General features: G+C 69.7%; 24 protein-coding genes. 17 read left to right on the top strand and 7 right to left on the bottom strand.

Going from position 1 to position 19,595, the window contains the following annotated elements:
• Positions 1–7 precede the first annotated feature (7 nt).
• The 3 genes from ilvC (at position 8) to H4W80_RS27060 (ending at position 2,128) form a co-directional block, all read left to right on the top strand.
• Positions 8–991 carry a ketol-acid reductoisomerase gene (gene ilvC, locus H4W80_RS27070; protein ID WP_192793756.1) on the top strand — a complete coding sequence of 328 codons (984 nt, stop codon included), beginning with the start codon at positions 8–10 and terminating at the stop codon, positions 989–991.
• 466 nt (positions 992–1,457) lie between these two features.
• Positions 1,458–1,733 carry a ribbon-helix-helix domain-containing protein gene (locus H4W80_RS27065; RefSeq protein WP_192787657.1) on the top strand — a complete coding sequence of 92 codons (276 nt, stop codon included), beginning with the start codon at positions 1,458–1,460 and terminating at the stop codon, positions 1,731–1,733.
• A complete protein-coding gene (locus H4W80_RS27060; protein WP_192787656.1) occupies positions 1,730–2,128 on the top strand; it encodes a hypothetical protein in 399 nt (132 codons plus the stop codon). Before H4W80_RS27065 ends, H4W80_RS27060 begins: the two co-directional genes overlap by 4 nt.
• Before the next feature lie 79 nt (positions 2,129–2,207).
• Here the strand turns inward: H4W80_RS27060 and H4W80_RS27055 are convergent, their stop codons facing one another.
• Together H4W80_RS27055 and H4W80_RS27050 are read right to left on the bottom strand one after the other, a co-directional pair.
• Positions 2,208–2,651 carry an acyl-CoA thioesterase gene (locus tag H4W80_RS27055; protein ID WP_225963683.1) on the bottom strand — a complete coding sequence of 148 codons (444 nt, stop codon included), beginning with the start codon at positions 2,649–2,651 and terminating at the stop codon, positions 2,208–2,210.
• Positions 2,629–2,967, bottom strand: coding sequence for a hypothetical protein (locus H4W80_RS27050; RefSeq protein WP_192787655.1), 339 nt, complete (start codon positions 2,965–2,967; stop codon positions 2,629–2,631). Before H4W80_RS27050 ends, H4W80_RS27055 begins: the two co-directional genes overlap by 23 nt.
• Before the next feature lie 125 nt (positions 2,968–3,092).
• Between H4W80_RS27050 and H4W80_RS27045 the strand changes: the two genes are divergently transcribed.
• The 4 genes from H4W80_RS27045 to H4W80_RS27030 are packed head-to-tail and all read left to right on the top strand — an operon-like array spanning position 3,093 to position 5,681.
• Complete coding sequence (locus H4W80_RS27045; RefSeq protein ID WP_192787654.1) at positions 3,093–4,070, top strand: NAD(P)-dependent alcohol dehydrogenase; 978 nt, start codon at positions 3,093–3,095, stop codon at positions 4,068–4,070.
• A gap of 38 nt (positions 4,071–4,108) precedes the next feature.
• Positions 4,109–4,756, top strand: a complete 648-nt coding sequence (locus H4W80_RS27040; RefSeq protein WP_192787653.1) for a class I SAM-dependent methyltransferase — start codon at positions 4,109–4,111, stop codon at positions 4,754–4,756.
• Positions 4,749–5,195 (top strand): NUDIX hydrolase, encoded by a 447-nt coding sequence (locus H4W80_RS27035; protein ID WP_192787652.1) that lies wholly within the window; start codon positions 4,749–4,751, stop codon positions 5,193–5,195. Before H4W80_RS27040 ends, H4W80_RS27035 begins: the two co-directional genes overlap by 8 nt.
• 42 nt (positions 5,196–5,237) lie before the next feature.
• Positions 5,238–5,681, top strand: a complete 444-nt coding sequence (locus H4W80_RS27030; protein WP_192787651.1) for an HIT family protein — start codon at positions 5,238–5,240, stop codon at positions 5,679–5,681.
• 129 nt (positions 5,682–5,810) lie between these two features.
• Here H4W80_RS27030 and H4W80_RS27025 read toward each other — a convergent pair whose 3' ends face one another.
• Complete coding sequence (locus tag H4W80_RS27025; protein ID WP_192787650.1) at positions 5,811–6,275, bottom strand: hypothetical protein; 465 nt, start codon at positions 6,273–6,275, stop codon at positions 5,811–5,813.
• Between the two features lie 402 nt (positions 6,276–6,677).
• Here H4W80_RS27025 and H4W80_RS27020 point away from each other — a divergent pair, with 402 nt between their 5' ends.
• The 5 genes from H4W80_RS27020 (at position 6,678) to H4W80_RS27000 (ending at position 9,829) form a co-directional block, all read left to right on the top strand.
• Positions 6,678–7,211 carry a PadR family transcriptional regulator gene (locus H4W80_RS27020; protein WP_192787649.1) on the top strand — a complete coding sequence of 178 codons (534 nt, stop codon included), beginning with the start codon at positions 6,678–6,680 and terminating at the stop codon, positions 7,209–7,211.
• Positions 7,208–7,930: a siderophore-interacting protein gene (locus H4W80_RS27015; protein ID WP_225963682.1), complete on the top strand. Its 723-nt coding sequence runs from the start codon at positions 7,208–7,210 to the stop codon at positions 7,928–7,930. The genes H4W80_RS27020 and H4W80_RS27015 overlap by 4 nt, the downstream gene beginning before the upstream one ends.
• A gap of 73 nt (positions 7,931–8,003) precedes the next feature.
• Entirely contained in the window at positions 8,004–8,771 is a 768-nt protein-coding gene (gene map, locus H4W80_RS27010; RefSeq protein WP_192787647.1) for a type I methionyl aminopeptidase, read from the top strand.
• A gap of 329 nt (positions 8,772–9,100) precedes the next feature.
• Positions 9,101–9,364 (top strand): hypothetical protein, encoded by a 264-nt coding sequence (locus H4W80_RS27005; protein ID WP_192787646.1) that lies wholly within the window; start codon positions 9,101–9,103, stop codon positions 9,362–9,364.
• A gap of 201 nt (positions 9,365–9,565) precedes the next feature.
• The gene (locus tag H4W80_RS27000; RefSeq protein ID WP_192787645.1) at positions 9,566–9,829 is read left to right on the top strand and encodes a hypothetical protein; all 264 of its coding nucleotides are present in this window, start codon (positions 9,566–9,568) and stop codon (positions 9,827–9,829) included.
• 247 nt (positions 9,830–10,076) lie between these two features.
• On the opposite strand, the gene H4W80_RS26995 is transcribed toward H4W80_RS27000, so the two are convergent.
• A complete protein-coding gene (locus H4W80_RS26995; protein ID WP_192787644.1) occupies positions 10,077–11,003 on the bottom strand; it encodes an adenosine deaminase in 927 nt (308 codons plus the stop codon).
• A 176-nt stretch (positions 11,004–11,179) separates the two neighbouring features.
• Here H4W80_RS26995 and H4W80_RS26990 point away from each other — a divergent pair, with 176 nt between their 5' ends.
• Complete coding sequence (locus H4W80_RS26990; protein ID WP_192787643.1) at positions 11,180–12,337, top strand: PucR family transcriptional regulator; 1,158 nt, start codon at positions 11,180–11,182, stop codon at positions 12,335–12,337.
• On the opposite strand, the gene H4W80_RS26985 is transcribed toward H4W80_RS26990, so the two are convergent.
• Positions 12,293–13,486: a metal-dependent hydrolase family protein gene (locus H4W80_RS26985; protein ID WP_192787642.1), complete on the bottom strand. Its 1,194-nt coding sequence runs from the start codon at positions 13,484–13,486 to the stop codon at positions 12,293–12,295. The genes H4W80_RS26990 and H4W80_RS26985 overlap by 45 nt on opposite strands.
• Before the next feature lie 220 nt (positions 13,487–13,706).
• Between H4W80_RS26985 and H4W80_RS26980 the strand changes: the two genes are divergently transcribed.
• Genes H4W80_RS26980 through H4W80_RS26965 form a run of 4 tightly spaced genes read left to right on the top strand, consistent with a single transcriptional unit; the run spans position 13,707 to position 17,024 of the window.
• Positions 13,707–14,759 (top strand): ABC transporter substrate-binding protein, encoded by a 1,053-nt coding sequence (locus H4W80_RS26980; protein WP_192787641.1) that lies wholly within the window; start codon positions 13,707–13,709, stop codon positions 14,757–14,759.
• Positions 14,756–15,508, top strand: a complete 753-nt coding sequence (locus H4W80_RS26975; protein WP_192787640.1) for an ABC transporter ATP-binding protein — start codon at positions 14,756–14,758, stop codon at positions 15,506–15,508. Before H4W80_RS26980 ends, H4W80_RS26975 begins: the two co-directional genes overlap by 4 nt.
• On the top strand, positions 15,505–16,254 hold the full coding sequence (locus H4W80_RS26970) for an ABC transporter permease (RefSeq protein ID WP_192787639.1): 750 nt from the start codon (positions 15,505–15,507) through the stop codon (positions 16,252–16,254). Before H4W80_RS26975 ends, H4W80_RS26970 begins: the two co-directional genes overlap by 4 nt.
• On the top strand, positions 16,251–17,024 hold the full coding sequence (locus tag H4W80_RS26965) for an ABC transporter permease (RefSeq protein ID WP_318787075.1): 774 nt from the start codon (positions 16,251–16,253) through the stop codon (positions 17,022–17,024). Before H4W80_RS26970 ends, H4W80_RS26965 begins: the two co-directional genes overlap by 4 nt.
• 286 nt (positions 17,025–17,310) lie before the next feature.
• Here the strand turns inward: H4W80_RS26965 and dacB are convergent, their stop codons facing one another.
• Positions 17,311–18,855, bottom strand: a complete 1,545-nt coding sequence (gene dacB, locus H4W80_RS26960; RefSeq protein ID WP_192787638.1) for a D-alanyl-D-alanine carboxypeptidase/D-alanyl-D-alanine endopeptidase — start codon at positions 18,853–18,855, stop codon at positions 17,311–17,313.
• A gap of 106 nt (positions 18,856–18,961) precedes the next feature.
• On the bottom strand, positions 18,962–19,513 hold the full coding sequence (locus H4W80_RS26955) for a DUF1707 and FHA domain-containing protein (protein ID WP_192787637.1): 552 nt from the start codon (positions 19,511–19,513) through the stop codon (positions 18,962–18,964).
• Positions 19,514–19,595 lie beyond the last annotated feature (82 nt).

Below are 19,595 nucleotides of genomic sequence, written 5' to 3'. Positions count from 1 at the left end.
GACCGAGATCTACTACGACGACCAGGCCGACCTGTCGATCATCCAGGGGCGCCACGTGGCCGTGCTGGGGTACGGCAGCCAGGGCCACGCCCACGCGCTCTCCCTGCGTGACTCCGGCGTGGACGTGCGCGTCGGCCTGCCGGAGGGCTCCAAGAGCCGCGAGAAGGCGGAGAACGACGGGCTTCGGGTCGTCACCCCGGCCGAGGCGGTGGAGGAGGCCAACCTCACCATGATCCTCGCGCCGGACCACATCCAGCGCCACCTGTACGCCGAGCACGTCGCCCCCAACCTGGTCGAGGGCGACGCGCTCTTCTTCGGCCACGGCCTGAACATCCGCTACGGCCTCATCGAGGCGCCCGAGGGCGTCGACGTGTGCATGGTCGCCCCCAAGGGCCCCGGCCACCTCGTGCGCCGCCAGTTCGAGGCCGGGCGCGGCGTGCCGTGTCTCGTGGCCGTCGAGAAGGACGCCTCGGGCAAGGCGCTGGACCTGGCGCTGTCGTACGCCAAGGGCATCGGCGGCACCCGCGCCGGCGCGCTGCGCACGACGTTCACCGAGGAGACGGAGACCGACCTGTTCGGCGAGCAGGCCGTGCTGTGCGGCGGCGTGTCCGAGCTGATCAAGGCCGGTTTCGAGACCCTGATCGAGGCGGGCTACCAGCCCGAGGTCGCCTACTTCGAGTGCCTGCACGAGATGAAGCTGATCGTCGACCTCATGTACGAGGGCGGCATCTCGAAGATGTACTGGTCGGTCTCCGACACGGCCGAGTACGGCGGCTACACCCGCGGCCCGCGCGTCATCACCGACGAGACCCGTCAGGAGATGCGCCGGATCCTGGGCGAGATCCAGGACGGCACCTTCGCCCGGCAGCTCGTCGAGGAGTTCGACGGCGGCCAGAAGGAGTTCCAGCGCTACCGCGACGAGCTGGCCGAGAACCCGATCGAGAAGACGGGCGCCAAGCTGCGTCCGATGATGAGCTGGCTGAAGGCGTAGCCAGTTTTTCGGGGTACGGGTGGGGCGTCGGCGTAGGTGAGCCGGGCGCACCCACCCGTTGCCCTGTTACTCGGTGATGGAGCCGGCGGGCACGTGCTTGATGGCGGTTGTGGTGCGCACCCCGTGGCGGCGAAGCCAGGTGGCCCAAACCACCCATGAACTGTTGATCCGCGCGGCCCGGGGAACGGGCCACCTTGACCGTGCTGCCCGCGGCGGCCCCGGCTGTGGCCGCCCACCGCAAGTGGGGGTGGCGGCGAGTGGGCGAGAAACGCAACCCCTGCCGGGAGCACCGATATTCGCGCTGATGGTGTGGGAGCTGAGAAGGTAGCCCGCAAGCTCGCACGTCAGAAGGTGGTTCTCTCGACCACGGACAGCTCGAACGACGCCTCGAATCGGAGCTTGGGGACGGGTCACACCCCCTGCGATTGACGGGACGGCCGTGGTCGTACCAAGGTATGGTCTTGGTGTGACTCAGAAGTTTTCGATCAGCCTGCCGGACGATCTGTACGAAGAAGTCAAGGTCATGGCCGAGCAATCCGGCACCACCGTATCCGGGTTCCTCGCAGATCTGGCCCAGCAGCGCGCCGACGCCGACCGCGCGTCACGCGAACGTCTCGCCCGCCTCATCGCAAAGGATCGGGCCGTTGACCCCGAAGGTTACGACCAGCGCAAGGACGACATCCGGCGGCGGATGCACGCCGCTCAGCAGGCCGCCGCAGCGAAGAAGGCCGACGTCGCGTGATCGCGGGATACGTGGCTGACCTCACGGCCATCCTCCGCCTTCTCGCCGACGACCAAGACGGGGCAGACGCGCGAACGGCACTCGAAGTGCTCACCGAGGACGGTCACACTCTGCTCCTGCCTGTGACCGCGCTCGCCCAAGCCGCCATCCTCGGCGACCCGGAGCCGGAGAAGCTCATGTGGCTGTACGGGTTCCGATCATGTGTGGTTCAGGATTTCGCCGGCCAAGAAATCTTCCGCGTCACGCGGCAGGCCCGCCATGCCGTGCGACCCTTTGAAGTGCCCGTTCACCACGCCCACACTGCTTATCTCGCGATGGATCGGGGTTGGCCTGTCCTGACAGGCGACGCGGGCTCCTGGAAGGGATACGGTCATCTGGAGTTCTTCCAGGTATAGCGCGTAGATCTGGGGCCGAACCTTGACCTGTGACCGGAATGGTGGCGCAGATTCGACTTCGGCAAGAAGGGCGGCCGTTCTAGGGCATGAGGCCCAGGAGTTCGGGTTTGGTGGCCCTCCTGCGCCACTCGCGCTCGGGGTCGGCGATCAGCCGGCGGGCCTTCAGATCCAGCAGGCCGCTCACGTGGCTCACCTCGGCCGCCACGGTGCCGTCCGCGCGCCGCAGGAGATGGCGCACCCGGTAGGTCTTCCCGCCGCTCCACTCCCACTCGCAGGTGACGTCCACCTCGTCCCCGCCGCGCAGCTCGCGGTGGTATTTGATGACGCTCTCGAGGTTGACGGGGCCGAGGCCGCCGGCGAGCAGGTCCTCGACCGACACCCCGGCGGCGCGGACGCAGGCGAAGCGGGCGTGGTCGGCGTACTGGATGTAGAAGCCGCCGTTGAGGTGGAGCTGTGGGTCGATCTCGTAAACGCGGACCTCGAGGCGGACGCTGAAGGGCTCAGTCACGGGGCTGTGGGTCATCGGGGGCTCCTTGTTCGGCCAGCCAGTGCAGCGAACGGTCGGTGAGATAGCGGCGGCCGTCGTCGCGGACCTCCAGCCAGTCGCCGCGGGCCCAGCCGCCGGCGGCCTGGGGGGAGAAGCCGTGCTTGCGGAACAACGCGCTGGCTTCAGCCCTGGTCAGGCCGGCGCGCCCCCATTCGGCGATGAGCGCCCGATGCCGGCTGTCTGCTGGGGGTCGAGCCGGATCGGCCGAGATCGCATCGGCCAGCGCCGCGAACCCGGCGCTGATCTGGCGTAGCGCCGCGGCTATCTGATCTTTCTGCGGCCATGGCTCCATGTCCATAGGTTAGCAATTGCTACCGATTGGTGAGCATTGTCGATGGCGATCGGTGAGTGTTACCGTCTTTCATGTGTAAGAAGAATCTTACACATGACCTAAGTCTCTGACGAGGGAGCATCGCCATGAAGGCCATCCGCTACCACTCCTACGGCTCGCCCGACGTCATCGAGCTCCAGGACGTCGACAAGCCCGAGATCGGCGACGACGACGTGCTGGTCCGCGTCCGGGCGGCCTCCGTCAACGCGGGGGACTGGCACCTCCTGCGCGGCCTGCCCTACATCTTCAGGGCGCAGGCGGGGCTGACCCGCCCCAAGTCCCACCTGCTGGGCGCCGACCTGGCCGGGGAGGTCGTGGCCGCGGGCAGGAGCGTCACCGCGCTGCGGCCCGGAGACGAGGTGTACGGCTTCTGCCGCGGCGCGTTCGCCGAGTACGTGGCCGTGCCGGCGGAGGGGTTCGTGGTGCGGAAACCCGCCGGGCTGACGTTCGAGGAGGCGGCGGCCGTGCCGGTGGCGGCCGTCACCGCGTTACAGGCCCTCCGCGACAAAGGCCGGGTCAGGGCCGGGCAGAAGGTGCTGGTCAACGGTGCCGGGGGCGGGGTGGGGCCGTTCGCGGTGCAGATCGCCAAGGCTCTGGGCGCCGAGGTGACCGGCGTGTGCGGGCCGGGCAACGTGGAGATCGTACGCTCGATCGGGGCCGATCACGTCGTCGACTACACCAAGGAGGACTTCACGCGCGGCGGCGAGCGCTACGACGTCATCCTCGACAACGTGGCCAACCGCTCCTTGGCGGACTGCAGGCGCGCGCTCGCCCCTCAGGGGATCTATCTGCACAACAGCGGAGACAAGGGCGGGCGCTGGGTGGGGGTCATGACCCGCATCGTCCACGTGATGCTGTCCTCCCTCTTCGTACGGCAGAGCCTGCTCGCCGGATACGTGGTCGACGAGAGCACGGACGACCTCGTCGCCCTGCGCGACCTGCTCGAAGCGGGGAAGATCAGGCCGGTCATCGACCGGACCCACCCGCTGAGCGAGGTCCCCGAGGCGATCGGCTACGTCGAGCGGGGCCACGCCCGGGGCAAGGTCGTCATCACCGTGGCATGACGGCGGGATTGTCGGTGGCGCTTGAGAGGATCGGGCCCATGTCCGATCTCACCTCCGCGATCACCGGCTACTGGGACGCCGCGGCGCCCACCTTCGACGAGGAGCCGGACCACGGCCTGCGGGCCGACCGCACGCGTGCCGCCTGGGACCGCCGCCTGCGCGCCTGGACCCCGGCCCAGCCGGCCGACGTGCTCGACGTCGGCTGCGGCACCGGGTCCCTGTCCATGCTGCTGGCCGCGGCCGGGCACCGGGTGACCGGCGTGGACGTGGCGCCGCGGATGATCGAGCAGGCCCGCGCCAAGCTGTCGTCCGCCGGGCTCGCGGGGCGTTTCCTGGTCGGCGACGCCGCCACCCCGCCCACCGGCGACGACCGCTTCGACGTGGTGCTCTGCCGGCACCTGGTGTGGACCCTGCCCGACCCCGAGGCGGCGCTGCGCGAGTGGACCTGCCGCCTGCGCCCGTCCGGCAGGCTCGTGCTGGTGGAGGGACGCTGGCGGGAGACCGGGCAGCCCTATGTGGAGGGCGCCGGATCGCTGCCCTGGAACGGTGGCCTCGGCGCCGCCGACCTGGCCGCGGCCGTCCGCCCGCTGGTGTCCGACCTGCGCGTGGAGCCGCTCAGCGACGACGCCGACCTCTGGGGCGGTCCCGTGCGCGACGAGCGCTATGCGATCATCGCATATGCCTGACAGAACGATCCGCGACAAGGTCCTGTGCTACATCGTCCGCGATGCCGAGCTGCTCGTGTTCCGCCACGTCGACTACAGCCCCGAGGAAGTGGGCGTCCAGGTCCCCGCGGGGACGGTCAAGGAAGGGGAGGACCCTCGGGACGCCGCGCTCAGGGAGGCGCGGGAGGAGACCGGGCTCCACGACTTCACCGTCGTGCGGAAACTCGGGATGGCCGAGTACGACCTCACCCCCTACCGCGCCGAGCTGCAACGCCGCCACGTCTTCCAGCTGGCCCTGCACGAAGAGACCCCGGATCGGTGGGCGAGCAGCGAGGACCATGACGGAAACGGGCCGCCCACGCGCTTCGAGTGCTTCTGGATCCCGCTCGAGCACGGCCACGTGCTCCAGTCCGGCCAGGGCGCGCTCCTCCACCGCCTGTTCGAGCGCGAGGCCGGATAACCGGTTGAGCGGGGTTCGGGCGGGCTGCGAGCATCGTGATCCGTGACGGACACCGAGGCCGCGTGCGTCTTCTGCCGGATCGTCGAAGGCGTCGAGCCCTCGCAGACGATCCACGAGGACGACCACACGATCGCCTTCCTCAACCTCGCCCCGGCCACCAGAGGGCACACGCTCGTCGTGCCGAGAGCGCATCACCGGGATCTGGCGGACATCCCGCCCGACGAGGCGGCCCACGTCATGCGGGCCACCGTGGAGGTGTCGCGCCGCCTCGCGGGCGCGCTGGGGGCGAGGGGCGTCAATCTGTGGCACGCGAGCGGCGAGACCGCGTGGCAGAGCGTCTTCCACTTCCACGTTCACGTGGTGCCGCGCTACACGGACACGGATCTCACGCCTCCGTGGACGGAGATCGAGGTGCCGGTCGAGTCGCTGCGGGGGTTGGGGGCGGAGATCCGCCGGTTCCGGCCAGCGCCCCGCCACCTCCTCTGAAGCGGCGGGGCGCTCACCCGGCGATCAGTCTTCGCCGAACTTCCCGGACCCGGCGTCGCACCTGCCGGTGCCATCGCCCACGCCGGCCAGGTCGGTGCCCGCGTTGCCGGAAAGCACGTCGCCGCCCGACTACATCTGGATCACGTTGCCGGAGCCGCCGATGGTGGCCGCCCCGTTCCCCGAGATGAGGTTGTCCCGCCCCGGCGCCAGGTTCGCCCGCATCGGCAGGCCCGTACGGTTGCGCAGCGTGTCGTCGCCCGGCCCGGTGATCGCCACGATCGACTCGATCTCGTCGGCCGGGCAGGCCACCCGGTTGGCGCTCTCCTGCCTGCACGGCGCGGACGCGTCGATCCTGTCGCCGGCGTTCGAAACGATCACCCAGCGGCCGGACAGGGACAGGTCGATGTTGTCGGACGCGTCGCCCCCGTAGACGTTCAGCTCCGAACCGGACACGCTCACGTCGGTCGTGGCGTGCGCCGGCCCGGCGACGGCCAGCAGCGAGGCGGCCAGCGTCCCTCCCACGGCCAGCGCCCGCACGCCGTGCCCGCGCAGAGCGCCGATCCGCGGCCGCCTGCCGTTCCCCCGTGTACTCATCAATTCCCCCTGTGTTGGATGGCGCGCCCCGCGGGTCCGGGACCTTGGATGAGTACGGCGCCACGACGGTCACGCTTGTGTCGAAGCGGGGACACGTTCTGTGGTTTTGCCGTGTTCGCCGAGGAGCCGGGCACAGGACAGGCCATGGCCTTGTCTTCAGGCGTCCGTCATAGCGAGCGTGGACGGAAGAGGGGCGTACGGTGCGCACACGCCCTCCGGCACAAACGACTCCACACCTTCCACAACAGCACCGTTAGCCTCCATACCCCCGACAGTGGCCTCACCAACCGCCGCCCTCGTCCCCGAGGAAGAGCCCTGTCCTGCGGCTTTACCGCGTGGCCGGGTCGCGAGGGGCTCGATCGACAGTTGCTTAGCTATATCGTTCGATATAGCATTCGAGCCATGATGAACGCGCGTCGCGGCCCCGAGCGGGGCCCTACCGGGCGCTTCTTCGGTCCTGGCGAGCTTCGCCTGGCCATCCTGGCCCTGATCGTCGAGCGGCCCGGCCACGGTTACGAGGTCATGGGGCGCCTCGCCGACCGCTTCAACGGCACCTACGAGCCCAGCGCCGGCTCCATCTACCCCACCCTCCAACTGCTCGAGGACGAAGGACTCGTACGCGTCGAGCAGACGGACGGCCGCAAGGTCTACCACGTCACCGAGGACGGCCGGCGGGCGGCCGGGGAGCAGGCCGAGGCGATCGAGCGGCTGTGGGGGCGGGCGGCCAGCAGGGGCGAGTGGGGGATGTTCCGCGAGCCCGAGGCCGCCGAGATCGTCGGGCCGGCGTTGCGCCTGGTCAAAGCCGCCGTGAAGGCGCTGGCCCACGCGCACGGCGACCCGGCCGTGGTCGAGCGCATCCAGGAGGTCTTCGTGGAGGCCCGCCGCAGGATCGAGGAGCTGGACACCATGAGACGGCCATGGAAGGAGGCGCCATGAGGCGGAGCGTCGCACGGCGGTTACTCGACCGGATGTTCCTCACCGGTGAGGTGGTCGAGGTCGAGGAGGTGGCCCCCCGCATGCGGCGGGTCAGGATCGGGGGAGAGGCGCTCGCCCGCCTGGACTGGACGCCCGGCCAGCACGTACGCCTCTTCATCGGCGACGGCGGCGGCCTGCTGGGCGGCGTCTTTCGCACGTACTCGATCTGGCGGCACGACCCGGACTGGGAGGCCCTCGACCTGATCGGCTACGACCACGGCGGCGACTCGCCGGGCGCCTCCTGGATCAGGACCGCCGAGCCCGGCATGGAGATCTCCTTCACCAGGCCGGACGGCGGTTTCGTCACGCGAGAGGCCCGCTACCACCTGTTCGCGGGTGAGGAGACGGCCTCGGTGGCGTTCGGCGCGATGTTGCGGGCGCTCCCGGAAGGCGCGGCGGCATACGGCGCGGTGGAGGCCGAGGGGCCGGGCGACCATCTGGAGCTGCCCAAGGAGCTGGTCAAGGTGTGCCGGGCGGGCAGGCCGGCGGCCAGGTCGGAGGCCCTGGTCGACGCCGTCCGGGAGCTGGACCTGCCGGACGGGCCCGGCGTGGCCTACCTGGCCGGGGAGGCGCGCACGATCCAGGCCATCCGTGCCCACCTGGTCAACGAGCGCGGCTGGCAGCGCAGGGATGTCCGTACGAAGCCCTTCTGGGCCCCCGGGAGAAAGGGGCTCGACTAGGGCGATGCGACCGGTCCTCGTAGCGTGATAATAATACCGGTATAGTTATTGGTAACGCCTGCGAGGAGGGCTTGTGATCGAGCTGAAGAGTGCCGGAGAGATCGACGCGATGCGGGAGGCGGGGCGGGTCGTCGCCGCCGTCCACGCCGCGGTGCGCGAGCGGGCCGCCGTCGGCGTCTCGCTGAAGAAGCTCGACGAGGTGGCCCGGACGGTCATCGAGGAGGCGAAGGCGGGAGCGTCGTTCCTCGGCTACCACCCGTCGTTCGGCGCGACCCCGTACCCGGGGGTGATCTGCACGTCCGTGAACGGGGTCATGCTGCACGGCCTGCCGTCCCCGTACCGGCTGCGGGACGGCGACCTGATCAGCATCGACTGTGGCGCGATCGTGGACGGGTGGCACGCCGACGGCACGGTCAGCTTCGCGGTCGGCGAGCCGCGCGCGGAGGACCTCAAGCTCATCAGGGTCGCCGAGGAGACGCTGGCCGCCGGCATCAAGGCGGCCGTGCCCGGCGGCCGGATGGGAGACATCGGCCACGCCATGTCCACGGTCGGGCGCGGCGCGGGATACGGCATGCAGAACGACTTCGGCGGTCATGGGATCGGGCGGGCCATGCACGAGTCGCCGTTCGTGCCCAACGAGGCCCGCGCGGGACGCGGGATGCGGCTGCGCCCCGGCCTGGTGATAGCGATCGAGCCGAGCCTGATGGCCGGGGGCGACGACGACTACTACATGGCCGAGGACGGCTGGTCGGTGTGCTCGGGAGACGACAGCAGGAGCGTGCACGTCGAGCACACGGTCGCCATCACCGCGGACGGCCCGGTCATCCTCACCTTGCCGTAGACACCGCGCACCGAGAGCCCTTGGCGCCGTTCGGGGGCTGCCGGAAGGTGCAGGTCGTTACGCATGGTCATGATCACCTCCCGTATGTACCATTCTGAGGCCCCGAAAGCGCTCGCGCCATGGTCTGTGGCGAGGTGGGAAAAGGTACAGGAGTCACCACGGGGAAGCACTCCCACGTCAAGATCGGCGATCTACATATCGGTTCGGCCATGCGCGCCATTTCGCCAGGTCAAGAGCAAAATTGTGGGCGTTTGTCGAAGTTGGGGGCCGGGGACATTCTCTCTCGGCAGCTACGGAGAGTAGTGGACATGTACCAGAGAGGAATCGATATGTACAGACATGGGCTCGTTCTGGCCGGCCTCGTCGCCGGGATGGCTGTGTTCGGCGGCTCCGCGTTCGCGGCCACCACCGGCTTTCCGAAGGACCACGACGACAACAGGAAGATCCTGTTCGTCTGTGGCGACGACAACTACATCGCCGGTGGCGACATCAACAAGAACGAGAACAAGCTGCTGAACATCGAGACCGGCGACATCCTCGGCATCCTCAGCGCCCACAGCGAGGACGACAACCGGAAGTGCACGCTCGCCTAAGGCGGTCTCCTCAGCGGTTGAGAAACGTGACCACGGGGCCCGCCTGCGAAGTCGGGCCCCTTGGCCTTGCTCGACCTCGTCTGCGAGAGGTCGTTCGCGGGGCCAAAAGTGAAAAACGTGGTGTTTGTCGAAGTTGAGGCCCGGGGAAATTCCCTCCGACAGCTACGGAGAGTAGTTGACATGTATCAGAGAGGTATCGACATGTACAGACATGGACTCGTTCTGGCCGGTCTCGTCGCCGGGATGACCGTGTTCGGCGGCACCGCGTTCGCGGCCACCACCGGCTTCCCGAAGGACCACGACGACAACAGGAAGATCCTGTTCGTCTGTGGCGATGACAACAACATCGCCGGCGGCGACATCAACACCAACGAGAACAGCCTGCTGAGCGTCAAGACCGGCGACATCCTCAACATCCTCAGCCGCCACGACGAGAACGACAACCGTAAGTGCTCGCTCGTCTGACGTAGCCTTTTCGGCGGCTGAGAAAACGTGACCACGGGGCCCGCCCGCAGGGCCGGGCCTCACGGTCTCGCCCAGTCTCGTCTGTGAGAGAGGTCTCGCGCGGTGGTCGGCCGCACTTCGAATCCGCGTCCGCCACCCTACGCAGGCCACTCGGAGGCGACGGTCTCGAACACCTCGCCAGAAGCAGCGATGCCGCTACCGGACCTGCTCCTCGGCGGCCGATGCCGGGGGGCAGGTCCTCGTGGTCTCACCCTTCGTACGCGAACGAAGCCTCGAAGGAGTTGCGGGCGATCCGGTCGAGCTGCTCGTCCGTCATCCCCAGCTCCCGCTGGAGCGCCGCGTAGTTGTCCTCGACGTAACCGCCGAAGTACGCGGGATCGTCCGAGTTGACGGTCACGACCAGCCCTTCGTCCAGCATCGCGGGCAGGATGTGGTCACGCAGGGACGGCACGGCGCGCAGCCGTACGTTCGACAGCGGGCACACCGTCAGCGGGATCCGCTCGTCCCTGAGCCTGGCCACGAGCTGCGGGTCCTCCATGGCCCTGATCCCGTGGTCCACCCGCTCGACGCGCAGGATGTCCAGCGCCTCCCATACGTAGTCGGGCCCGCCCTCCTCGCCCGCGTGCGCCACCCGGCGCAGCCCCTCGGCGGCCGCGATCTCGAAGACCCGCCTGAACAGCGACGGCGGGTAGCCCACCTCCGCCGAGTCCAGCCCCACCCCGATGAACGACTCCCGGTACGGCAGCGCCGCCCGCAGCACCTGCTCGGCCTCCTCCGCCCCCCGGTCACGCAGGAAACACAGGATCAGCGCGGCCGACACGTCGCCGTCCTTCAGAGCCGCCGACAGCCCGCCGAACACCACCTCCAGCGGCACGCCCCGGCTCAGGTGCGCCTGCGGGTCGAAGAAGATCTCCGCGTGCCGCACGCCCTGCTCCGTGGCCCGCCGCAGGTAGGCGGCGGCGAGGTCGTAGAAGTCCTCCTCGGTGCGCAGGACCGCCATGTGCTCGTAGTAGAGGTCCAGGAACGACTGCAGGTCGGTGAAGGAGTAGCGGGAGCGGATGGCGTCCACGTCGAAGGTCGGCAGGTCGATCCGGTTCCGCCGGGCCAGCTCGACGACGAGCTCGGGCTCGAGGGTGCCTTCGATGTGCAGATGGAGCTCTGCTTTGGGACGCATGACCACGAGTAAACCCGACCCGGTCACGGGGACGTATCGTGCGAACCTCTGAACTCGCGGGCTTCTCCGATGAGAAACCTCCTAATCAGACTGCCGCTCCACCGCAGCGCCGGGGTGCGACCGTAGCGGCAGTCCGCCTCGGAGGTTTCTCATCGTCTGGCATAACATCGGAGGTCATGAGGCTGTCGGACCTGCTCGCGCGCGACGACCTGCGGCTGACGCTGGTGACGGGTCACGAGGGGGTCGACCGCGAGATCCGGCGCGCGTACCCGACGGACCTGCCCGACCCCCGGCGCTACCTGCAGTCCGGCGACCTCGTGCTCACCAGCGGCGTCTGGTACGGCGAGCCGGCCGACTGCGAGCGCTTCGCCGACGCGCTGTGGGCCACCGACGCCGCCGGCCTGGTCGTGGGGCTGCTCGTGCTGGGAGAGTTGCCCGAGGAGCTGGTCAAGGCGTGCGAACGGCGCCGGCTGCCGCTGCTCCTGGCCGCTCCCGACCAGTCGTTCGGCGTGATCACCCAGGTCGTGACGGCCGAGGGGTTCGCGGCCGAGCAGCGCAGGGCCGAACGGGTGAGGGCCCAGACGCTGCTCGACGTGCTGGGCCACATCCCGCCGGGCGAGGTCTCCGCGCACCTGCGGCTGCTCGGCGCCGACCCGGGCCTGCCGACGGCCGCCATGGCGGTCACGTGGACGGGACCGGCGAACGACGAGTACGACCTGCCCGAGGTCCTGCACGAGGGCCTGGCCAGGAGGGGCCGGCACCTGATCGTCGGCGGCACCCCGCACGAGGCGATCGTGCTGGTCAACGGCCGGGCGTCGCGCAAGAGCCTGGCCGACGAGCTGCGCGGCCTGGTGGCGGAGCGCCCCGGCCTGAGCATCGCCGCCGGGATCAGCGAGATGGCGGCCAGCGTGTCGCAGCTCGGGGAGGCGCTGGAGACGGCCAGGCGCGGCATGGAGTCCGCGCGGAGCGGGCCGGGGCCGGTGTCGATCATGTCGGTGGCCGACATCGACAGCTTCGACCTGCTGATGGCCGCGCTGCCGGCCAGCGTGCGCCGGTCCTTCCGCGACCACCTGCTGGGGCCGGTGGAGGAGTACGACGCGCGGCACGGCTCCGAGCTGCTGCGCACGCTCGACATCTTCCTGGAGACGTGCGGCTCCTGGCAGCGCACCGCCGACGAGCTGTACGTGCACGTCAACACGTTGCGCTACCGCATGCAGCGGATCGAGGAGCTGACCGGGCGGCGCATGTCGTCGATGCGCGACCGTACCGACCTCTACCTGGCGCTGCGGTCAGGGAGAGACGGGCAGGCGGCCCGCGACGACGCGGCCCCGTGAGACCACGGCCACGATGTTCTCCGTGGCCAGGTCCTCGATGCGCTCCCACGGGCGGCCGCGCAGCACGACGAAGTCGGCGCCCAGCCCCGGCGCGATCCGCCCCACGGGCATGCCGATCGAGTCGGCCGCGTCGGAGGTGGCCGCGCGCAGCGCGGACTCGGCGTCCATGCCGAGCACCCGCGTCATGTGGACGACCTCGGCGAACTGGTCGCCGAACTGCACGTGGTGGCCGTTCGCGTCGGTGCCGAGCACGAACCGCACGCCCAGCGCGGCGGCCTGGGCCAGCAGCACGTCGCGCCGGGCGATCAGCTCGGCGGCCTTGGCGCTGGCCTCGGGCGTGACGGGGACGCGGCCCTCGGCGATGGCCTCGTTGATCAGCAGCGTGGGCGCGACCGGCGTGCCCCGGGCGGCCAGCGTCTCGGCCAGGTCCTTGCTCATGAGCGTGCCGTGCTCGATCGAGTCGACGCCCTCCTCGACGGCCACGCGGATGCCGTCCTCGGAGTGGGCGTGCGAGGCCACCAGCATGCCGAGCGCGTGCGCCTCGTCCACGACCGCCCTGATCTCGTCGCGGGTGTAGTTGCGCCAGGCGTTCTTGTCGCCGATCGACAGCACGCCGCCGCTGGTCGTGAGCTTGATGCCGTCCATGCCGGCGCGGGCCCAGGCGCGTACGAGCTTGCGGCACTCGTCGGGGCCGTCCGCCGTGGGCTTGCGCACGGGGAAGGCGGGCGGCACGAACAGGTCGTTGTGCCCGGCCGTCATCCCCACCACGCCGTGCACCTGGACGCGCGGCCCGGGCAGCACCCCGGCGTCGAACACCCGGCGCAGCGCGATCTGAGCCTCGTCGCCCGCCAGGTCGCGCAGGGTCGTCACGCCGTGCCGCATGGCCCGCTGGGCGTGGGCGGCGCCGTGCAGCACCTGCTCGTCCCGGGTGGTCACCAGCGGCCAGGTCGCGAAGTCCGGCGGGTCGCCGGGGCCCGCGTAGCCGACCAGGTGCACGTGCGTGTCCACCAGGCCGGGAAGCACGCATAGACCGTCATAGCCGGGCAGAGTGTCCGGCTGCACGCTGATGATCCGGTCCGGCTCCCAGCTCAGATCGACTGGGCCGCGATATTCGGTACCGTCCCAAAGGGGGATTCCGTCGAGTCTCATTTCAGGCCCGACGCTACCCGAGCCGCCGGGTGGCTGGAGGGATCTACGGTCCTCGGATCGCGCTCTCGTAGGGACCTACAGGGCTCGCCAGCGGTTTTCCCGCATTCCCTCCGAGCGACGGCTTCCGGTGCCCGGTTGTCCAAAACCACCGTCACACGATGGTAATAATCAAGGGATACCGTTCCTGACCTGCACCTTCACCGCCGCTCAAGGAAGAATTATGGCTATTTCTCTCGACCGCCGCGCGTTCCTGCGGACAACAGGTCTGGCCGGTCTGGCGCTCGGTCTGGCCGCCTGTGGCGAGACCACGGCCGCCGGCGGCGGAGGAGGAGCGAGCGGGCTGGGCTCGGTCAAGCTCCAGCTCTCCTGGAAGAAGAACGTCGAGTTCGCCGGCGAGTACTTCGCGGACACCAAGGGCTACTTCAAGGCCGCCGGATTCTCGCAGGTCGAGCTGCTGTCGGGGGGCGGCTCCGGCACCTCGGTCGAGTCGGGCCTGGCCACCGGCCGCTGCTGGGCGGGCCTGTCCGCGCCCACGATCACCGCGCCGGCCGTCCTGCAGGGTGCCCAGCTGAAGATCGTCGGCGCGACCTTCCAGAAGAACCCGTTCGCGATCGTCTCGCTCAACAAGAACCCGATCAAGGACGCCAAGGACCTCGTCGGCAAGAAGATCGGCGTCCAGGACTCCAACGAGCTGGTCTGGAACGCGCTGCTCAAGGCCAACAACCTCGACCCGTCGAGCGTGACCCGCGTGCCGTTCCAGTCGGACCCCTCGATGCTGACCTCCGGGCAGCTCGACGGTTACGTCGGCTACGTCACCAGCGGTCCCGTACGGCTGCGGATGCAGGGCCACGACCCCGCCTACCTGCTGTTCGCCGACGCCGGCCTGCCGCTGGTCGCCGAGACGTTCACGGTGACGCAGGAGACCATCGACAAGGAGCGCGACAAGCTCAAGGCGTTCCTGACCGCCGAGATCAAGGGCTGGAAGGACGCCGTCGCCGACCCGGCCAAGTCCGCCGAGCTGGCCGCCACCGTCTACGGCAAGGACCAGAACCTCGACGTCAAGGAGCAGACCGAGGAGGCCAAGATGCAGAACGAGCTCGTGGTCACCCCCGACGTCAAGGCCAACGGCCTGTTCACGATCACGCCGGAGCTGATCGAGCAGAACATCGCCTCCCTCGCCAAGGCCGGCGTGAACATCAAGGCCGAGCAGCTCTTCGACCTGACGATCCTGGACGAGATCTACAAGGCCGACCCGAGCCTGAAGCTGTCATGACGGGCATCAGCATCGCGGGGCTGAGCAAGTCCTTCGGCAAGGGAGTGACCGCGCTCCAGGGCGTCGACATCCAGACGCCGAAGGGCTCGTTCCTGTCGCTGCTCGGCCCCTCCGGCTGCGGCAAGTCCACGGTGCTGCGCATCCTCGCCGGGCTGGAGGAGCCCACGTCGGGCGAGATCCGGGTGAACGGCGAGACCCCCGAGGAACTGCGCAGGAGCCACCACCTCGGCATCGCCTTCCAGGACTCCGCGCTGCTGCCCTGGCGCAGCGTCGCGGCCAACATCCGGCTGCCGCTGGAGGTCGCCGGGCTCAAGCCGGAGCCCGGCGTGATCGAGGACCTGATCAAGCTGGTCGGGCTGGAGGGGTTCGAGAAGGCCCGGCCGGCCGAGCTGTCCGGCGGCATGCGCCAGCGCGTGTCCATCGCCCGCGCGCTGGTGGTCAAGCCCAGCGTGCTGCTGCTCGACGAGCCGTTCGGCGCGCTGGACGACATGACCAGGCAGCGGCTCAACCTGGAGCTGCTGCGCATCTGGACCGAGAAGCCCGCCACGACGCTCATGGTCACCCACGGCATCGGCGAGGCCGTCTTCCTGTCGGACGTGGTCGCCGTCATGAGCCCGCGCCCGGGGCGGGTCATCGAGATGGTGGAGATCGGGCTGCCCCGGCCCCGCACCCCCGAGATGATGCGCACGCCCGAGTTCCACGCGATCCACGACCACCTCAGCGACCTGCTGTTCGGGCACGGCGCATGAGGCGCGTCCAGGGGCTGGCCGGCGTCGTCGCGCTCGTCGCGCTGTGGTGGCTGCTCGCGGCGACCGTGTTCGCCGACGGCGGCGCGGTGCCCACCCCGTGGGCGGTGCTGGCCGCCATGGGCGCCGACGGCTGGGCCTTCTACGGCCCGAACGTCTCGGCCACGCTCGGCGCGGCGGTCCAGGGCTTCCTGTGGGGCAACGGGCTGGCCGTCGGCGTGGCGCTGCTGGTGCTGCTCGTGCCCCGGCTGGAGGCCGTCGCCACCCAGCTCGCCGTCATCAGCTACTGCATCCCGCTGCTCGCCATCGGCCCCATCGTGCTGGTGGTCTTCGGCGGCGACGCCACCGTGGTCTTCCTCGCCGCCATCTCCGTCTTCTTCACCACGCTCATCGGCGCCCTGCTCGGGCTGCGCTCCGCCGACCAGGCGAGCCTGGACGTCGTCACCGTCTACGGCGGCGGCCGGCTGGCCAGGCTCCGCTACGTGCAGATCATCTCCGCCCTGCCCAGCACGTTCGCGGGCCTGAAGATCTCCGCGCCCTCCGCGCTGCTCGGCGCGATCATCGGCGAGTATCTGGGCAGCAACGACGCCGGGCTGGGCGTCTCCCTGATGATCTCCCAGCAGCAGTTCCAGGTGCCGCGCACGTGGGGGCTCGCGCTCGTGTCCGGGCTGATCGCCGGGCTCGGGTACGCGATCGTCGCCCTCGTCGCCCGCGTGGTCACCCCCTGGTCGAGAGGCGAGTCACAGTGATCGGCCGCACCGTGCTGAGGATCGTCGGGCCGCTGGTTCCGTCCGTGGTCATCGTCGTGGCCGCGTGGTGGGTGGCCCTGGAGGCGTTCGGCATCAGCCCGCTCGTGGGCAAGCGCCCGCCGCAGGTCTGGGAGTACCTGACCTCGTCGGCCGCCCACCGCGAGGCCGTGTTCGGCGCGCTGGGCATCACGATCAGGGACGCGGCCATCGGGTTCGCCAGCGGGATGATCGCCGCCATGGTCGTGGCGGTCGCGTTCGTGCTGTTCAGGACCGTCGAGCAGACGTTCATGCCGGTCGCGATGCTGCTGCGCTCGGTGCCCCTCGTGGTGATGACGCCGCTGATCACCCTGATCTTCGGCCGGGACCTGCTGGGCGTGGCCGTGATCGGCGGCATCGTGGTCTTCTTCCCCGCCCTGGTGAACATCGCCTTCGGCCTGCGCTCCGCCTCGCCGCAGGCCACCGACCTGATCATGGCGTACGGCGGCACGCGCCTGACCGTCCTGCGCAAGGTGGCCGTGCCGACGGCGATGCCCTCCGTCTTCGCCTCAGCCCGGATCTCCGTGCCCGCCTCGATCATCGGGGCGCTCATCGCGGAGTGGCTGGCCACGGGGCGGGGGATCGGCGCCGAGATCCTGCGGGCGATCGGCGGCTTCCGCTACGACGAGGTGTGGGCGGACATCGTGGTGGTCACCGCCGTGTCGATCCTGGCGTACGCGGTCGTCGGCGTGGTCGAGTCGTTGGTCCTGGCCCGCTTCTCCGACCGCTCGTAAGCGGGGAGTTCGCGGGCCCGGCCGCGGTCCTGTGTGCGGGGGAGGCGCGGCCGGGCCCGCTCGGAAGGGAGCGCGTGGGCGTGCGGTGGGATACCGGCGGGTGTGGCCGGTGGAGGCCCGACGCTCCCTTGGCTCAGTGGCTCCGGCTCAGCGGGTCGGCTCATTCTGGCGCTCCTAAGTCGCCTATGTACGGAAATTTCAGACCTAGCCTGGAGCTCCAACTAGATCCCGGTAAACCACAGCGGCCCTCTGAGCGTCAGAGGGCCGCTGTGGTTTCAGGCGATGGCTAGCACTGCACCGGCTTCAGCCAGGAGCATTCGAGGTCGCCCGCCTCCCCCTGCTCCGTGGCGCGGAGCTGGGTGGCGTCGGCGGTCGCGGTGGCGCGCGTGAACTGGGCGAGCCGGATGGCGATCTTGTCCTCGATGTCCTTGGGGGAGCCGGACAGGTACTGGTTCAGCATGATCGAGAAGATCAGCGGCTCGCCCTCGGCGCTCGTGACGTACCCGGACAGCGAGGTCACCCCGGTCAGCGAGCCCGTCTTGGCGTGGACGTTGCCGGCGGCCGGCGTGTTCCGCATCCGGCTGCGCAGGGTGCCGCCCACGAAGCGCTCGGCGTTGCCCGCGATGGGCAGGGACTCGTACCAGGTCTTGAACCAGGGCTTGCTCCGCACCGCCGTCAGCAGCTGAACGATCGAGCCCGGCGAGAAGCCGTCACGGCGCGACAGGCCGGAGCCGTCCCGCATGTTGATCACCTGCACCCCGTTGGCCTTGGCGAAGTCGGTGCTGACCTTGAGCCCGGCCGACCACGTGCCCTGGTTCGCGACCTTGCGGCCCATGGCCTTGGTGAGGATCTCGGCGTGGATGTTGTTGCTCAGCTTGAGGAACGGGACCAGCAGCTCGCCCAGCGTCATCGACTCGTGCCTGGCCAGCTCCTTGGCCTCGGCCGGGGCCGGGCCCGTGACGGTCGCCCCGAGCACCTTGACGCCGTGCTTGGCCAGCGACGTGCGGAACAGCGACGCGACGTACGCCGTGGGGTCGTCCACGGCCACCCACTCCTGGTACGGGTCCTTGACCGTGCCGGTGATCACGACGGTGCGGCTGTTGTGCTGCCGCTCGATGAGCACGTCGGTCTCCGAGCCGACCGTGGCCTTATTGACGATCTTCAGGTAGCCGGTCTCCGGGGTGGTGGACACCTTGACCTTGTCACCGTCTGCGGCCACGGAGACGATCACGGAGCCGGCGTCGTAGTCCCTGTCGGGCGAGGCCGTCAGGGCGGAGATGGGCGCCGCGTAGTAGGCGCTCTCGTCGTCCCACGACCAGTCGTTGCCGAGGCGCTGCGAGTCGAACCAGGTGTCGTCGGTCACCAGCTTGCCCGTCACGACCTTGACGCCCGCGGCGGCGATCTTGGCGGCCAGGGCGTCGTAGTCCTCGGCCAGCATGGTCGGGTCGCCGGTCCCGCGCAGCACCAGGTCGCCGGCCAGCACCGACCCGGCCTTGCGGCCCGAGGAGAGCACGGTGGTGGGGAAGCGGTAGTCGAGGCCGAGGGTCTCGGCGGCCGCGGCGGAGGTGAAGAGCTTGGTGTTGGAGGCGGGGGTCAGGAGCTTGCCCGCGTCCGTGGCGTACAGTTCCTCGCCGGTGGCGGCGCTCTTGACGACCACGCCCGCCCTGGCGATCGTGAGCCGGGAGTCGCTGAGGATCTGGTTGATGTCCTGGGTGAGGTCCGCCACGCCGGCGGAGGGCTCCAGGGCGATGGCCGGGGAGGAGGGGCTGGACGCCCACGCGAGGGCCGCGACGAGCGTGCCCGCGACGAGGGATGCTGAGGTGCGCCGCATGGGGGGTCTCCAGATGAATGGGAAATCGCCCTGCCAGCATGGATCACCACAAGCCCGCTGCAATCCGCAAATATCCGTATTTATCGGGCGGTTCTGGGCGGGCGCGTCAGAAGGACGGCTGGCCCGAGGTCACCATGAAACCGCAGTCGCCGAACGAGATCTCGTCACCCGACCGCACCCGCGCCGGCCCCACCAGCCGCCACCCGTTGAGCCGGGTGCCGTTGAGCGATCCCAGGTCCACCAGCATCCACTCGCCGTCGTCCTCGCGCCGCAGCTCCGCGTGGACCCGGGAGACGGTTAAGTCGGACAGGACGAGGTCGCAGGCCGACCCGCGCCCCACCACGTAACGCAGCCTGTCGTCGTCGGGCAGCGCCAGCTTGGGCAGCCGGGGACGCCGCCACGCGGACTGCAGCCGGGTGGTGAACTCGGAGACCGACGCGACGGCGTCGGTCAGCCGCTGCCTGACCGTCGGCTTGCGCGGCAGGTCCGCGACCAGCTTGTCGAGCTCGTGCCGGCTCTGCGCGCGCAGCGCCTGGTCGACCCGTCCCACAAACGTGTCGTGGGAGATCCGGCCCTCCACGGCCTGGTCCCTCAGCTCGCCGATCGCGCGGTCCCGTTCCCCGTCTGATGCGCGAAAAGGCGGCTGCGTCGAGCTCATGTAGCGAGTATCGGACTGAAAGGCGCTCGCTGTCCAGAAAACGCGGATCGCTTGCCATGGACATACTCGGTATGCATACTCA

Source organism: Nonomuraea angiospora (assembly GCF_014873145.1).
Taxonomy (GTDB): Bacteria; Actinomycetota; Actinomycetes; order Streptosporangiales; family Streptosporangiaceae; genus Nonomuraea; species Nonomuraea angiospora.
This window is presented reverse-complemented; position numbering and strand designations above follow the sequence as displayed.